Below are 16,319 nucleotides of genomic sequence, written 5' to 3' on the forward strand. Positions count from 1 at the left end.
TCACCTCTTTGTTTTGTGACTGTAAGATGGAAATGCTATCCATGTGTTTTTTATTACGTCGGTTAATATTTTGGGATCTCTTGTCCAATGATTTTCTTGATATCTTCTATTTTTTAACGCTAATTCATTACTTCTACCAAATAACGTTTGAATTTCTTTCTCATATTTTTCTAGAGATTTGTAACCTCGGTTACCGTTTTCAGTAATTATTGAAGCTGCAATTTCACCACTTATAATACCATTAGCAATTCCTGCACCTGTTATTGGATGGGTTATACCTGCTGCATCTCCAATTAGTATCACATTATTCTTTACGATATTTCTCAACAATCCACTTGCAGGTATCAATCCACCTGTGAATGATATTATGTCTGAGCTATCAATCCGCAATCTTTCAAGAAATTTACCCCAAACATCCTTGATTCTTACACCTGATTTGCAGGAAATTCCAAGGCCAATATTTGCAGTTGGACCTTTTGGAAATACCCATCCATAGCCCATATAATAATCAGAGTGAAAATAAACCTGTGTGTTGTCTTGTTTTCTTTGTAACTTTATGACACATTGTAATGATTGTGCCAGGTGAGTCTTTTCTGTGGTTATATATTTTCTAGCAACTGAAAGGGGACCATCCGCACCTATTATATAGGTAGCCTCTATTAATTTGGTTTGTTCTTTCTTCTTAACCAGCAATAGGTGGTGATCGACATTTAAAACCTCAGAATGTAAGCTGAGGTTTGCACCATTATTAAGAGCTTCCTCCAAATAATGCTTTTCAAAAAGATGTCTATTTAAAATATATCCAGGGGATTTAGTTACCACCATTTTACAATCTGGGAGATGAGTTTCTAAATGTTCAATTTCTTGACCGATTGTATCTTTAGGAATTTTACAGTAGTTATATAATAGTTTTGGCACAAACTCTGCACATTTCACAGGTGGTCCCAAGTTTGGGCGCTTCTCAAAAATAATTATATCTAAACCTTTTTTAGCTAAGCAGTTGGCTGCGGCTATCCCTGAAGGGCCTGCACCAATAACTGCTACATCATATTTTTCCTTCATGCTTAACATTGCTCAAACTCCTACAAATAGTTGATTTTGATGTACTTTTTAACCTTATAACCTGCTCAATTAATTTCATGTTTAAGAATGTTTGGTTTTCGAATGTGCCTATTTTAGCTTCTCTTTCTTTTCCTAAATCATAGCAAGTCGTATTATCAAGATTTATTAATATTCCAGGCATACCTATTCTTTCAAAATCATCTTTGTGTTTAGCATAGAACGCTTCACAGCATGATCCTATAAAGGAATTTGCACCTTCTTTTTTAAGCTTCCATAGTGTTTCTTCTAACATTTCATAATTTTGAATTGTAACTGGGAGCAAATCATAATCCTTTGCAAGCTGAAAGGCATCTCCGATGGAACATTGTTTACACACACTACACCCCTCTTTTTTTCGATATTTACAAGTTGGTGTTTTTCCGCAATAAGGTAAAAGTAAAACTGATGGGTTATTAATGTTTAAAAAATCACCACAGACAGTAAAGATTGAATTAACATCTGATGAAGAGATACCTTCTTTCAACAAATCGACTTTTTTAACTGCATCCCAAATTGCATTTGTGAAATCAGATGCTGATAAACCGGGAACTCTCACAGAGTTCAGCTTAAAGAAATTAGTTATCGTTTTTCTTAGTTCCAGATTGTTAGCTGAGGAGTTCTTTAATAAACACTCCAAATCAAAAATAGCATTACGAGGATATACAAAAAAATCCCCAGTTATTAATATACTATTGATTCTTCTTGAAAGTGAATTTAAGACCAGGGATACTCGTATTAAACCACCTTTGTTTTTATACAAACTCCTTAATTCCTGGCGTTTTAAATTAGAAAATCGTATTTTGTTTATCCATTCATTGGATTTAAATCTCGGTAAAGCCTCTATATATAGTTGGTTTTCCTGGGATGATAAAGGTTGATGAATAAATGTAGTTCCTAATATTTTGCTAAAACCCTTCTCAATCGCACTTTTAATATCCTCTAAAGGAGGTACATATCCTAGTTCCCATTTAAGACATGTTACTCTCTCTTTGACAGACTGAATCTCTTTGTCTTTTAACTTTTCAGTTGGTATTCTTAACGCCTTCAACATTACATCTACATCAAAATCAATCAGCAATGTTCCCTGAAACATAAATGCATTCTCTAGCTCTGTTCCTCCAGTACCAGATATTTTTCGTTTGTTTACTTCAATATCATTTCTGTATCTAAAACGTGCATTTACCCCCAATATATTTAAAGCATAGCAGACCGCTTCACACATTTTTTCATAGAGATCCTCTATTTTAGAAGGTATAGCAGGATGATCTTTGCTTGCAAATATTTCCCATCCCAGTTGTGTTTCATCCCAGAGCAATGCTCCACCACCCGTTATTCGCCTGTTCATTTCTATACCATTATTCTCGCAATAATCAATTCTAATTTCCTGTTCCATCATTTGATGATAACCTACTAATACACATGGTGGGCTAAACTGTAAAAACCTTAAGGTATTTGGCACCCAGTTATTTGCTTTAGCTAATAAAATCGCCTCATCAAGTGCCATATTTTCAGCAGCATTCAATACACCTGTATCTAATAAACGCCAAGCTGTCATCAATTAACACCTATCTTTCCAAATCATGCTATTCTTTGTCTTCACCCTTAACACGCTTTATTTCATCTAAAAGCCAGGGTTCAACTTCCTTTACCGTCATTAGTTCTTCCAGTTGACTTCTGTCTCTAATTTTTATTTTTACTAACCAACCTTCTTCGTAGCAATCCTCATTAAGCTTTTCTGGTTCAAACTCTAACTCTTCATTAACCTCAACAATTTCTCCATCAATAGGTGAGGTTACTCTTCCAACCCACTTTCCCGATTCTACTGACATAAAAACTTTGTCTTTTTCTACCTTCTTTCCAGGTTCAACTATATCTACAAATACAAATTCTCCAGCAAGTCTTACTGCAAAATCAGTCATTCCTAGAGTTATAAAGGTATCCTTATCTTTTATCCAAAAATGTTTTTTATCATAAAGCAATTCATCCGGTAATATATATCCTTTAATATCCAAATTGATATACCTCCTTATTTTTCTACATTTTTAATTGATTTTAATACTATTTCTGTTAAATCTAAAACTGTTATCCTAATCTTATTTTTTCTGCTTGCACTATGAAAAGTCCTTTTACATTGTTGACAAGACGAGACAAGAATTTCCGCCCCCACCTTTAACACCTCAGATAACCGATTATTTGCTATACTACCTGACAACCCAGCATCAACGGATTCAAGGCTGCCACCTCCGCCACAGCAATTTGCGTTTTCCCTAGAAAACTCCATTTCCACTAATTCTAACCCGGGAATACTATTTAAAACACTTCTCGGTTCTTGATAGATACCTCCATTTCGTCCTAGATCACAAGGATCATGGTACGTAACTCTTTTATTAAACTCTCCTAATTCTATTTTGCCAGCCTTAATAGTTCTATCTAAAAATTGTGACACATGACTAACAGTAAAAGGCAGATCTCTTTTAAGCACTTCCGGCCAATTCTTTTTAATAGTATTGTAACAGGAAGGGCAGGTGGTAACTACTTCCTCGACACCAAGATGCTTTATGTTTTCTACGTTAGCCGTAATTAATTCTTCACATTGGTCAAATTCTCCTGAACATATCAACGGAAACCCACAGCATTGTTCCATCTTACCCAATAATGAAAAATCAACATTAGCAATTTTTAGTATCTGCACGAAGGACTGAGGTATTTTGTACCCTATTGGAAATAAAGAACTGGTGCATCCAGGATAGTATAATAGTTTTGAAGGCTTTCCTATATTATTTTTGTATTCATCATCAAGAGAATCAAGCCATATTTCACGGCTTTGTGAATCTTCACCTGTAATATTTTTACTCTCTAGAATGGATTGACTTAAAACCTGTAAATTTTCTGGATGCTTTTTCCTGCTAGCAATCTCTTTTCTTATTTCAGTCCATAGTCTCACAGTATCTATATCTGTAGCACATACGTCCCTACATTTTCCACATAAAGTGCATTGAAAAATGCGTTCTATCTCATGCTTACTGAAAGCTTTATCTTTATCTAGCATATCCTTAACAATCTTAATCCTCGCTCTTGGAGAACTTGATTCCCATCCTATTACCTTATGGATTGGACAATCAACTCTACAGTATCCACATCGAGCACATATCAAAGTTTCATTTATCAAATCAGTATAGAAAGGTTTATTCATATCTCTCATCTCCCCTTTCCAATGCCTAAAAACTTACTTATTACGTTGGCACTCGATGAAGCAATCTGAAAAACTTTTGGGTGTAACAATTTAGAATTCCCGTATATTTTCCCAGGATTCATTATATTTTTAGGGTCAATTAGTTTCTTTCGTCCCCAGATTTCCTTGATAAATTTTGGTGAATAGGCCTTGTGTATATATACAGAATTCCATACTCCAATGCCATAGGGTCTACCCCCAAGTTTTATTGCACCATTATATACTTTTTGTGTTTTGGCCATTAGAAACAAATACTCTAATGATTTTGTTTCATCTGCATAATACATAAGCAGTAATACTATTCTATGGTCATCTAACATATGACCATAGGTAGCAGCTCTCTGTCCAAAATTCTCAATTAGTTTATAGTATTCACCTAAACTATTAATTGGAATTATCACTTCTGCTGCTAGTAGCGTAGGTCCACCCCTTTTTATTCTCAAAGACCGAAACCTTTCATTCCATTCATTTTCCCCTGTCTTATTTTGAACTATTTCACCATTTGTTTTAATAGCTATTTCATTTACAATCTGTATGCTTGCTTGTGTATTCTCATGTTCTCCCTGGCAACTTACCAGCAAAACATGATTCTCCTCATGGGCAGGATAACCAATCTTCTTTAACATATAATAAAAATCTGGATTAGACCAATGAACATTATAAGGAATGTCATCACTATTTAAATCTTCTATAATTAACAAAGCGTCCTGAATATCTTTAATATTTTTATATTCAATGGCAATATGAACTTCCCTTTCAGGAGTTCTTCTTACCTTAAATGTAATTTTGGTAACAATTCCTAATGTGCCTTCTGAACCAGCAAACCAGCTTAGCGGATAATCACTATCCACAGTAGAATTAATTATTTCTCCATGAGGAAGAACAACTTCTGCAGCTATTACCTGTTTATGGAATGAACCATATTTCAAGCTTCCAATACCATATCCCTCCATGGCAAACCATCCACCGACTGTAGAAGCCTCACCACTACTAGGTACTGAAAGAACTGTTAAATCATGCTTCTTTAGCTCCGCATTTAACTCTTTCCATGATGTACCTACGTAAACTTCTACTTGTAAATTATCCAAATCTATATTTATGATTCCTTTTAATGATGTTAGATCAACCACAATTCCTTTTTGAGTAGGAACAGCATTTAAATATGCTGTAGTAGCACCCGCACGTGGTGTAACCGGTATTTGATCTTCATGGGCTGTTTGCAAAACTTGGACAATCTCGTCTACACTAGTTGGGCGAATGACCATGTCCGGCATACTATTAAACAACACTTTACTTAAGATATCTGGAACAGGAGCTAAATCTCTAGTATAAAAGCTTCTTTCAAATTCATTACTTGTTGCATTGCCATTTAACTTTTTTTCCAATTCTGTTAGGCCTTCTGTCATGATATCCCCCTCCTACCGTTACCAAAACTAGTCATAAACCTTTAGATATTTGCATTGGAAATTAAACTGGCTTCACTCCATTTGTTTTCCCATATATGCTATCAAGTTGGAGTGAAGCCAGTTACGTTAAACTATTAAAAATCTATATATAAAGGAAATAGCTAAATACGTTTAAGCCCAGTAATCGTGTGGCCATTTGTGGGCCTTAAGTCTTTCTATCACTTCCTGAGGTAACTGACCTTTATCTGAGGCACCGCAGTTACTACCGACGTGCTTTTCATTTCTCATTCCCACGATTATAGTTGAAACAGCCTCTTGGTTTAATGGAAAACGCAAAGCTGCTTCAGGTAAAGAAGAAGCATAACCTTCATCAATTAACCACTGTAGTTCCTTGGCTTTATCATATACTTCTTGTTTACGTTCGTCTCTAAAGTAATACTCCTGGAAGCTTCCTTCAGGAAATACTGAATCTAGGCCAACCTTTCCAGATAATGAACCTTCATCCAAAGGGCACCTTGCAATGATACCTACATTATTTTTTAATGCTACTTTAAAAATATCTTCTTCTGGTTCCTGCTGATATATATTGTAAACAACCTCGCAAACGTCAAAATGTCCTGATTCTATTGCTGGAATTCCATTATCTAGATTATTGTATGGGAAATTTATTGAAGCACCAAAGGCACCAATCTTACCCTGCTCTTTTAATAATGCCGCTGCTTCCTTCCAACCATCATCATTAACCCACTCATTTGTCCAAAAGTGGAACATCTGAATATCTATCTTTTCTAAACCTAAGTTTTTCAAGCTCTTTTCTGTACATTCAATAATCCAATCTTTAGGATAAGCCCCGGAAATCGGAGTGCCCGGTTCTACGGGTCTCATAACGTCCTTACGGGGAATTTTTGTAGCAACATAAATTTTCTCTGACCTTTCATTTAATACTTTACCAATTAGCTGCTCACTATGACCATTCCCATAACCTAAAGCCGTATCAATAAAATTAACACCTAAATCTATTGCTTTATGCAATCCCTTTAATGCCTCGTCATCAGACCCACCTTTCCACCAATCGCCACCAATACCCCATGCACCATAACCTATTTCTGAAACATTGTACCCTGTTTTTCCCATTATTCTATACTTCATAAATGAATAGCCTCCTTTTTGATAAAAAACTTGTAAAATTGAAGTAAGATCTTAATTCAGGGGGAGATTCTACTCCCGCTGAATTTGACGCAGTTCTTAGCTTAGTAAATTGTTTTTTATTTGCTAAGGTTAGAACTGCTAATACAAAGTTAGAGCTACGAATGAATGACTTAGTTGGCGTTGTACTCCCACTTACGCCAGTATAAGTTAATTTTAGAATAAAATTTTACTTATACCAGTGCAAAGCTAGAAGATGCGAGACTTACACCAAGTTAGTCAGTTAAAGTTGTAATATCTTCTTTAAACATTCAATACCTTGCTCAACAGTAACAGGTATTTCTTCCATTGGCAGTTGAATATCGGGATCTTTGTGAAGCAAATACCCTAACTGTGCAACTTGTGGTGGATATACACATTTTGCTTCTAACAAGTCTACCTTTTGAAAGAACTTATTAGGTGGTTCAGACATCAATATTTGTCCTTCATCTAATAGTAATACTCTATCAGCGAATTTTAAAATTTCATCTGATCTGTGCTCAATTAGTATTACTGTCATGTCATGCTCTTTACGAAGTCTTTGTATAACTTTAAATACCTCCAGTTTACCAATGGGATCAACCTGAGAAGTAGGTTCATCTAAAACCATAATTTTAGGTTTTAGTATGAGGGATGCGGCAATAGCTACTCTCTGTTTTTGGCCACCCGATAGATCACTAGGGGGCTTGTCTAAAAAACCCCTATCCAAATTTACTTCGTTTAAAGTCCACTCTAGCCTATCCTTTATTTCTTGTATCGAGAAACCTGCATTCTCTGCACCAAAGACTATCTCTTCTTCTACAGTTCCCCTAATGAACTGGGCATCAGGGTCCTGAAATACCATACCAACTTTCCTGGCACATTCAGCAATGGGCATGTCAAAGGTATCTATTTCACCGTCTATCATCACTTTACCTTTCATAGATCCATTAAATCTATGTGGTATTAGACCATTCAGGCATCGGCAGAAAGTACTTTTACCTGCACCATTTTGACCCATTATACCTATGAACTCACCTTTTTTAATTTTCAATGAAATATCTTTAAGCACCCACTTCTCAGTATCTTTGTACTGCCAGGATAAATTGTCAATATCAATTATATACTCCACTTGCCGCCCCCCCTTTTCTTGTGAATCTTTTTAATTTCAGCAAATAATTCCGAAACGGTAAGTATGTCTGATTTTATACCTGATTCACCCATTTTTAAAACTAGCTCAGTAATTTGAGGAGGTGCAACGAAAGCTTCTTTTAATTTATCAACTTGAGTAAAAACGTGTCCCGATGGCCCATCCAATAATATCTTCCCACGGCTCATTACTACAGTTCTTTTTGCAAATTCTGTTGAAAATCTCATCTCGTGAGTAATAAATATTATTGTTTTTCCTTCTTCTTTGTTTAGTTTCTCAAAAAGTTTCATAAACTGATAAGCCATTTTATAGTCTTGACCAGTAGTAGGTTCATCCACTATCAATACCTTTGGTTGTAAAGCCAGTATTGCAGCTATAGCTACTCTCTGTTTTTCACCCATGGTTAAAAAGAAAGGATACTCATCAATTTTATCTAGCAACCCTACTGTTTCCAAAACTTCTTCAACTGTTTTAGCTATCTGATCCTTTGGCACTTTTAATAGTTTCAAACCAAAGGATACTTCGTCTCTTACACTTCTGCAAAACAGTTGCAAACTTGGATTTTGATATACATAACCAACAGTTCTTGCAAGAGTACCTAGTGGTTGTTCTTTTACACTTACTCCACCTATCAACACGTCTCCCTCTGTAGGTTTAAGCAGTCCGTTAAAATGCTTTACCAGAGTGGTTTTTCCAGAACCATTTTGTCCTACAATAGATACTATTTCTCCCTCATAGATATCCAAATCAACCCCATAAATTGCCTTAGTGCCATCTGGATACTTATAGTGAACATCTTTAACACTTATAAAAGGCTGAGACATTTATCTATACCCCCTTCAGTTATTTTATTAGTGCTATTTAAAAAAACCTTTGAAACAATGATGGCCAGAAAGCAGGGTCAGCAGGAATCCATTTTATAATTGGACCAATTATTGGTAGAAATCTTGCAATTAAAACTGCCAGAAGGAACAATACTACAAATATTATAAATGCCTTATCATGAAATTTAAGGATTTTATCATGTCCGATATATTCAGTTCTGTTATAATCCTTTGATTTAAACGTTGTCACATATCCTCTTGAATCACAAGCATCAGACATCTCATCTGCTTTTTTGAGTTCAATCATTATTAATGGCACCATAACAGCAGCATAATATTTGGCTTTTCTTAACATCCCCATGCTATCTAAATCTAATCCTCGAGCTTTTTGTGCTTCAATTATTTGCATTGCATCGTAGTAGAAGGTAAAGAAACAACGTAATGCAGTAGCTACTATAAATCTAAAAAAATATGGAAAGCGTAGACTCTTTAATGCAATGTTTATATCTCTTTCATCAATGATAGATAAAACAAATATTACACCAAAAATGGCTGACATCCATCTAACCCACATTGTTACAGTTGCTATAAAGTTTTCATAATAATACGTAAAGCCGAATTGAAAAATAACATACTCGTAAGGTGGCTTTATCCATACTGAAGGGAAAAAAGCAAAGCTTAAAAACAAGAAGAACGTTAAAATAAACAAAAAAGGTGTAAACTTTAACAAGTAAGCTTTTGGTACATTAGCTACCCTATAGCAGATTAAAACAGTAGCAAGAAAAATTAAGTTCAGAAAAGGGTTGACAATAAGGAAAGGAATATTGAAAACTATAACGATCATTATCCTTGCCAACGGATGTAATACCGAAAACGGTGTCTCCTTGGGCGTGTAGCCAAAAATTGTTTTTCTATACTCTATTTTTGATCCTGGTGTTGCCAATGTGGCTGTTTCCACGGTCCTCCACTCCTTTTAGTTAAGTGTCTATATCTATCCATTATTGTTTATAAGAAAGACTTTTTCTGTATTGCTTGATAAATTCAACGCCATATGGGTCTATACCATTCAAAAAATCCATAGTCGAAGTCATCTGGCTTAAATGTGGGGTTGATGGATTAACCATTGCCACATTTAACCCCCAGGAAGCTCCAGAAACAAAGTACGCTAAGTCAATTAGTCCCGGGTTTGGCATCATATATCCTGCATTACTTATACCGAGTAGTGCTGGTACTCCCAGCTCTTCATGAAATGCTTTAATTGTTTCTAGAGTAACCTGCATACTATTTGGGACTACCCCAATAGGTAAACACACAGCGTCTATAGCTAAATCTTCACGAGGTATACCATGTGCTTCTGCGGCATCTACTATACGTTTTGCAACAAACACTCTATCTTTTACAGATTCAGGTATTCCCTTTTCATAAACTAAAGCCGTTCCAACAGCTGCACCATACTTAGCTATTATTGGCAACATCTTTTTTAGATTATCTTTTTCTCCATTTACTATGTTACACATGGCCTTATATGGATAAACTGCTAAGCCTGCTTCTACCACTTTAGTATCCCGGGCGTCAATTGCAATACAGCAGCCTGTTTTTTCCACAAGTAACTCTATTACTCTTGGCAGCAACTTTAGCTGGTCTAGTTTAGGTTGCATAAGCTGAACATTAACAACATTTATTCCCATTTCCATGCCATCCTCAGCAAGTTTTAATAAACTGGCCAGACAGCCATCCTGCAGTTCTGCAAGTACTTCAGGTTTTTCTATACAATATCCCATCTGATCATTGATACACAAGATAGGTTTTCCTATTCCAAACTCAATTGTTCCTTTTGCATATGAAAGCTTTCCACGAAGAAAATTCTGTACCATATTCCAATCCTCCCAATCCAGACTACTTTCTAGGAGTATTTTTTGCTCTTATTATTGGTAGATAGGTTGATCAGTTTAGATGGAACTGATCAACCTATCAATATATTATATTTACTATTTACTTAAATTTGGAATTACCACCAATAAAACATACGTTACTAAGCCAGTAGCTGCCAAAGTAAACACAACATTGTAAATCATAATACCTTTGGTCCAACTATCATCAGCATTCTTAACTTCTTTTACATCTTCTACCATGTGGTTGCACCTCCTATATTATAGTTACGCCAACCAGCGACCTGGTTCATTTGGCACATGTCCTCGGAAACGTACAATAAATGGTGACAATACCCATAAAGCGATGAGCCCTAAAATAATTCTGCCAACAAAAGAGCCGCCAAACCAAGAAGGCCAAACTGCCATTAACCAAAATTCGGGAGCTGTCTGTCCTAACACGACGTACCAAGCACTCCAAAATGATGATATCAAGCTATTGATTAAAGCTCCAAAAAGAATAAACACAACAATACTTTTCATATCTCTTGCTAAAGGACTACATGCAAAGTAACGAAATGCTAAGGCGGGAACAGCAATTTCAAAAACTGTAGCTAATTGAAATAATAATGTTGTAATTAAGGGCATGCCCCCTATAGAATTACCTATAATCATTCCGATACATGCACCAAGTATCCCCCATACTCCAAACCACAAACCTGCTACAACATAAAGACTTACAGCAATATTTAAACTAACTATTACTGCTGAAATTCCAAACCCTAACATGGAAATAGTTTGCAATACTGCAATAATACCTGCCCATATAGCACAAGTTACAATGTGAATTGTTGTAGGGGTTGGTAGTGTTTCCCGAACTCTTTCAATTGACCCAGTATTTGGTGTCATCTGTGCCATTTTAATTAACACCTCCATATTTTTTTGGTATCAATAAACCTAGAATACTCTGACAATAAAACCCATTTTTCTCCTCATCACTCCCTTTCTATAATGGTTAGACTCTTTTACCCCTCCTTCCTGAATAATAATCCTGCTCAATAGCACACTCAGTCTCTAAATAACTGATTAATATACTTTACACTTTAAATAGTTTTTGTAGGTAAAACTTATGTGGTCCAAAGTTCCCCCCAAAATTCATTGCTCCAATTTGTATAACACCTGGTACTCTAACTGCAGCTTCTATCCCCTGTTTAATTGCTATAGCCACTAAGTCTTCGCTGACGCCAAAGAATAATATATTTAGAATTGAACCAACACCTTCTGGTACCTTTGTTTCATCAACTCTATTTCTTAATTCAGGGCAATACTGATGAAGCTTATAAATCTGCTCAAGACCAAATCCCATAGGAGACACTCCATCAATTCCCTCAAATGCATCTTTCGCTGCTTTAATGGCTATTACAGCTGAAACCTCATTTTCTGCATAGCAAACGAAATGGCCATCTACCCCGCTGGTTGAAATGGATACCTCTGTTTCATATTTAAAAAATCCTGTAGTCGTAGGTACAATACATATATCTCTTCCACTTTCATTCCTAAAAGAATTTACTCCTTGCCAATTCTCTTCTAGGAGACTATTAATTCTAAATTTTTCGACATTCTCTAAGCCCGATAACATACAATCAAATATTGTAATAGTAGGTATCAATGTAGCAAGGTGATATCTTAAAGCTAATTCTTCAAGAAACTGATCTCTCATATGAGGGGGCATAGTCATTGCTATAATAACACCAGGTCTATTATCAGGAGTTTCTTGAGGTAAAGCATTTCTCTCAATGCCACCATTAATTTTTGAGCCCAACTCACTTGAACCAGCAGCTCCTGTAAACTGTTGAGCAGCATCCATTGCAATATCTGATGAAACAGCTGTAATAACCAAACGTACCACTTCTAACTTCCAAGACTCTGCATAAGTATCTTCAATATAAACATTATTTAATAGCATAGACACCTCGATACCTCCAATTTGCTTTACTTAAATTAATTCAAGATTAGCATTCATTTTTAATTACAATTTTCATTCCCTGTTGAGAATGTGCTGCTTCAAATGCCTGTTTAATGTCTGTTAAATAAAATGAATGAGTAATAAGTGGTTTAACATCAATCTGATTTAAAAACATAAGTTTTAGAGCATCTCTATAATTTGCTAAAGTTGAATCATAACTGCCTATTAGCCTTAACTCCTTATAGTGGACGAGGTCTAAATCTAATTGAATTTTATCTTTCATTACTGCAGCGAAATATAACACCTGTCCTTTTCTTGCTGAAATAATTAATGCATCTTCTAAAACCTTTTCATTACCTACAGCTGATATCACAATATCAGCACCATAGCCGCCAGTTATATGCTTTACTTCTTCAACCATATCCTGGTTTTCAGCATTTATTATAGAATCAAAACCTAGACCTTTTGCTACCTCTAGGCGTTCCTTGGTTATTCCTATTATTGTAGTTTTGGCACCACGACTTCGTAAAATCTGTGCATGTAAAAGTCCAATTGGCCCATCACCTATTACTACTGCATTACAGCCTAATGGTATGTTTAATTGGCTAGTGCCATATATGCAGCAAGATAGTGGTTCAGTTAAAGCCGCCTCTTCAAATGAGACACCATTGGGAATCTTCACAAGATTTTGAAAAGGATAAACACTATACTCTTTAAATCCCCCAGAAGTATACCCAGCATTCAAACATGCATTGAAGTGACCCTTATGACAATTAATACATCTACCGCAAACAAGCCTTCCATCCGGTACAACGTGGTCTCCAATTTTAAAACCCTGTACTTCTGTTCCTAATTTATCTACAACACCAGATAATTCATGACCCATTTGAAATGGATACTGTATAGTCCACCCTTTTGGGCTATTGCCTTTATAAGCCTCTAGGTCTGTTCCACATATACCAGCTGCTTTCACTTTTATCCTTACCTCAAAGGGTCCAGGCTCAGGTTGCTCTATTTCAATAATCTGAAATTTCAGAGGTTTAATTAATACAGCTGCCTTCATTCTTTGCCCTCCTTTATAGATGTAAGGTAATATGAGGGTACACTTAACCCCGCTTCTTTAAAACGCCCTAATGCATAGGCTTCAGCTTCATAAAGTGCCTCTTCTTCATTTACAGTTAGCATGATTTTATTGTCCATGACTATATTTCCGTTTACTATAACCGTATCTACATTTCCAGATTGAGCACAATATACTAGGTTATTAATAATATTGTTTATAGGTCTCATGTTAGCTGATTTAAGATCAACCAGAATTATATCAGCTAGCTTACCGGATTCTAAAGTTCCTAATTGATCTCCTAACCCAAGGGATTTTGCTCCTCCTATAGTAGCCATTTCTAAAGCTTGATAGCTTGAAACAATCATAGAGTCTAGATTTGCAACCCGCTGAAGCATAACTGCTATTCTCATGGTTTGAAAAATATCTGTATTATCATTAACTGCACAACTGTCTGTACCTAATGATACATTTATGCCCTCTTTTAGAATTTTTGCTATAGGAGCTATTCCAGATCCTATTTTCATATTGCATTCAGGATTATGAACTACCGATGTTCCTGTCTCTTTTAGTATCTTTATGTCTTCATCTGTTACCCAGATACAATGAGCCGCTAGAACATCATTTCCTAAAACTCCTAGATCCTTTAAGAATTCGGTTGGAGTTTTGTTATAATTCTTTTTAAAGCTATTATACTCATATTCTGTTTCCGCTAAATGAATGTGAATTGGGATATGCTTCATGTCAGCTAGTTCACGTACTTTAGTTAACATACCAGGGGTACATGAATTGGGACAGGCTAAACCATACCAAAATGAAACCCTATTATCCTTAGAACCCTTACATCGTTCGTTAAGCTCATCAGCTAAATTAAACAATATGTCATTACTTAATATGGCCGCTGAAGGTGTCCATTTATGATTATCTGTAATAGTCAGTGTATGTGCCGCCCTAATCCCAATGTCTTCATACACTTTAATAGTATCAACAGGTGTTGCCCATTCCATATTAACCACGCTCGTAATACCCGATTTTATATTTGTAATGCATCCATGTAAAGTGGCAAAGTTTTGGAGTTCATTTCTGCCATTTAGATAGTCCTGTACAGCCACCCTAATTCTCGGAAAACTCACTTGATCAATCCAATCAATTAATGGCAAATCATCTCTAGCACCTTTCAGGAAATCCTGTAAGAAATGACAATGAGCGTTTATCAGCCCAGGCATTACCGCCTTATTTCTTGCATTAATAATCTTTCTACCATTGTACTTATCTATTAAAGTATCTGTTGTGCCAACCTCAAGGATTCTGCCTTTATTTACAGCTACTGCACCGTTTTCAATAACTTGATTTGGTCCAGTAACTGGAACGACTAAACCATTCATTATTAACATATCTATATTCATTTTAGTTTCACTCATCCGACAACACCTCATTAATTAGTTCTGTAAGAAATTTAACTTTAACATCAAGTTGATTAAAACCTACTGCTCTTTTAAGGTTTGAATAACAAGCTGGACATGAGGTTACTACTTCTTGAGCCTTTACTTCTTCTACTTCTTTTGCCCTCTCAGAGGCTACCTGAATAGATAATTCATTCATTCTAGGAATTTCTGCCAATGGAGCTCCACAGCATCTAGATTTTTCATGATGTAGCTTCATTTCTACAAAATTAATATCTGGTATCACTTTTAGTAAATTTCTAGGTTCTTCGTAAATACCTAGGTGTCTACCAAGTACACAAGGGTCGTGCCAAGTAACAGTTTTATTATGAGAAGACAATTTTCCATTAACCAAAGGTATCAAAAATTCAGAAATGTCTTTAATATCATAATTGTGGTTTAAACTTAACTCATTAGGATAAAGATGCTTTAAAGCATTTAAACATCCTGGGCATGCAGTAACTATTATGTCGGCTTCGTACTTCTCTATCTTACTTAGCGTTTCTTCTGCTGCCATTTTCATATCACTAATATGACCGCTTTCATATAGCGGATAGCCACAACAGGCATCTTCATCTAAAACTTGGTAATTAATCTGAAGTTTAGCAAATACTGATTTTGTGGCTCTAATTATTTTTGGAGCGTTATAATTTGCATTACATCCAGGATAATAAAGAACTTTTATTTTACCTGACATATTCTTTTCAGCATAACTGTGTCTTCTTCTATTACCAAATGGATGACTATCTTTTATTACATTGTTTGCCATCTCTCTATGTGCAGGATCTGACAAATCGTTTTCGACTATTTCTTTTCGTATAGCATGGAAAATTTTGTCTAATGGAATATTAATTGGACACGAAATTTTACAATGACCGCAAAGTGTACACATAAGCAAATGGTCAACCATTTTTTCAGATATTTTTATTTTTTTCTCGGTTAAAAGCTTTGCTAGTTTTACTCTTCCACGGGGATATTGGGTTTCCCATCCATCTGTATACTTATAAACTGGACAGACCGAATCAACATCCTTCCAACCCCACACTCTACAAAATCCACATCTAGTACACTTATTTATTTCATCAAGATATTTTTCTAGCATCCCT

General features: G+C 35.6%; 15 protein-coding genes. All 15 read right to left on the bottom strand.

Going from position 1 to position 16,319, the window contains the following annotated elements; genetic code table 11:
* The 15 genes from APF76_06295 to APF76_06365 all read right to left on the bottom strand — a co-directional run bounded on the left by APF76_06295 (position 1) and on the right by APF76_06365 (position 16,315).
* Entirely contained in the window at positions 1-1,071 is a 1,071-nt protein-coding gene (locus APF76_06295) for a hypothetical protein (GenBank protein KUO50071.1), read from the bottom strand.
* Positions 1,046-2,656: a hypothetical protein gene (locus tag APF76_06300; GenBank protein ID KUO50072.1), complete on the bottom strand. Its 1,611-nt coding sequence runs from the start codon at positions 2,654-2,656 to the stop codon at positions 1,046-1,048. Before APF76_06300 ends, APF76_06295 begins: the two co-directional genes overlap by 26 nt.
* A 28-nt stretch (positions 2,657-2,684) precedes the next feature.
* Positions 2,685-3,113: a hypothetical protein gene (locus APF76_06305; GenBank protein ID KUO50073.1), complete on the bottom strand. Its 429-nt coding sequence runs from the start codon at positions 3,111-3,113 to the stop codon at positions 2,685-2,687.
* A 14-nt stretch (positions 3,114-3,127) separates the two neighbouring features.
* Positions 3,128-4,294: a hypothetical protein gene (locus APF76_06310; GenBank protein ID KUO50074.1), complete on the bottom strand. Its 1,167-nt coding sequence runs from the start codon at positions 4,292-4,294 to the stop codon at positions 3,128-3,130.
* Between the two features lie 5 nt (positions 4,295-4,299).
* A complete protein-coding gene (locus APF76_06315; GenBank protein ID KUO50075.1) occupies positions 4,300-5,739 on the bottom strand; it encodes a hypothetical protein in 1,440 nt (479 codons plus the stop codon).
* Between the two features lie 171 nt (positions 5,740-5,910).
* The gene (locus APF76_06320) at positions 5,911-6,888 is read right to left on the bottom strand and encodes a hypothetical protein (GenBank protein KUO50076.1); all 978 of its coding nucleotides are present in this window, start codon (positions 6,886-6,888) and stop codon (positions 5,911-5,913) included.
* 280 nt (positions 6,889-7,168) lie between these two features.
* Entirely contained in the window at positions 7,169-8,035 is an 867-nt protein-coding gene (locus APF76_06325; protein ID KUO50077.1) for a hypothetical protein, read from the bottom strand.
* Positions 8,023-8,877 carry a hypothetical protein gene (locus APF76_06330; protein ID KUO50078.1) on the bottom strand — a complete coding sequence of 285 codons (855 nt, stop codon included), beginning with the start codon at positions 8,875-8,877 and terminating at the stop codon, positions 8,023-8,025. The genes APF76_06325 and APF76_06330 overlap by 13 nt, the downstream gene beginning before the upstream one ends.
* A 37-nt stretch (positions 8,878-8,914) precedes the next feature.
* Positions 8,915-9,835 carry a hypothetical protein gene (locus tag APF76_06335; GenBank protein KUO50079.1) on the bottom strand — a complete coding sequence of 307 codons (921 nt, stop codon included), beginning with the start codon at positions 9,833-9,835 and terminating at the stop codon, positions 8,915-8,917.
* A gap of 40 nt (positions 9,836-9,875) precedes the next feature.
* Positions 9,876-10,751, bottom strand: a complete 876-nt coding sequence (locus APF76_06340; GenBank protein ID KUO50080.1) for a hypothetical protein — start codon at positions 10,749-10,751, stop codon at positions 9,876-9,878.
* A 282-nt stretch (positions 10,752-11,033) separates the two neighbouring features.
* A complete protein-coding gene (locus APF76_06345) occupies positions 11,034-11,663 on the bottom strand; it encodes a hypothetical protein (protein ID KUO50081.1) in 630 nt (209 codons plus the stop codon).
* Positions 11,664-11,841: 178 nt separating this feature from the next.
* The gene (locus APF76_06350) at positions 11,842-12,717 is read right to left on the bottom strand and encodes a hypothetical protein (protein KUO50082.1); all 876 of its coding nucleotides are present in this window, start codon (positions 12,715-12,717) and stop codon (positions 11,842-11,844) included.
* A 40-nt stretch (positions 12,718-12,757) separates the two neighbouring features.
* Positions 12,758-13,774, bottom strand: a complete 1,017-nt coding sequence (locus APF76_06355) for a hypothetical protein (GenBank protein ID KUO50083.1) — start codon at positions 13,772-13,774, stop codon at positions 12,758-12,760.
* Positions 13,771-15,192, bottom strand: a complete 1,422-nt coding sequence (locus APF76_06360) for a hypothetical protein (protein ID KUO50084.1) — start codon at positions 15,190-15,192, stop codon at positions 13,771-13,773. The genes APF76_06355 and APF76_06360 overlap by 4 nt, the downstream gene beginning before the upstream one ends.
* Positions 15,185-16,315, bottom strand: a complete 1,131-nt coding sequence (locus APF76_06365) for a hypothetical protein (GenBank protein KUO50085.1) — start codon at positions 16,313-16,315, stop codon at positions 15,185-15,187. Before APF76_06365 ends, APF76_06360 begins: the two co-directional genes overlap by 8 nt.
* Positions 16,316-16,319 lie beyond the last annotated feature (4 nt).

It is taken from the genome of Desulfitibacter sp. BRH_c19, assembly GCA_001515945.1.
Lineage (GTDB): Bacteria > Bacillota > DSM-16504 > Desulfitibacterales > Desulfitibacteraceae > Desulfitibacter.

Excerpts from the sequence above, each read along its gene's own strand:
- APF76_06330 (KUO50078.1), bottom strand. The coding sequence starts at position 8,877 with ATGTCTCAGCCTTTTATAAGTGTTAAAGATGTTCACTATAAGTATCCA.
- APF76_06315 (KUO50075.1), bottom strand. The coding sequence starts at position 5,739 with ATGACAGAAGGCCTAACAGAATTGGAAAAAAAGTTAAATGGCAATGCA.
- APF76_06310 (KUO50074.1), bottom strand. The coding sequence starts at position 4,294 with ATGAATAAACCTTTCTATACTGATTTGATAAATGAAACTTTGATATGT.
- APF76_06365 (KUO50085.1), bottom strand. The coding sequence starts at position 16,315 with ATGCTAGAAAAATATCTTGATGAAATAAATAAGTGTACTAGATGTGGA.
- APF76_06300 (KUO50072.1), bottom strand. The coding sequence starts at position 2,656 with ATGACAGCTTGGCGTTTATTAGATACAGGTGTATTGAATGCTGCTGAA.
- APF76_06360 (KUO50084.1), bottom strand. The coding sequence starts at position 15,192 with ATGAGTGAAACTAAAATGAATATAGATATGTTAATAATGAATGGTTTA.
- APF76_06295 (KUO50071.1), bottom strand. The coding sequence starts at position 1,071 with ATGTTAAGCATGAAGGAAAAATATGATGTAGCAGTTATTGGTGCAGGC.
- APF76_06355 (KUO50083.1), bottom strand. The coding sequence starts at position 13,774 with ATGAAGGCAGCTGTATTAATTAAACCTCTGAAATTTCAGATTATTGAA.
- APF76_06345 (KUO50081.1), bottom strand. The coding sequence starts at position 11,663 with ATGGCACAGATGACACCAAATACTGGGTCAATTGAAAGAGTTCGGGAA.
- APF76_06340 (KUO50080.1), bottom strand. The coding sequence starts at position 10,751 with ATGGTACAGAATTTTCTTCGTGGAAAGCTTTCATATGCAAAAGGAACA.
- APF76_06320 (KUO50076.1), bottom strand. The coding sequence starts at position 6,888 with ATGAAGTATAGAATAATGGGAAAAACAGGGTACAATGTTTCAGAAATA.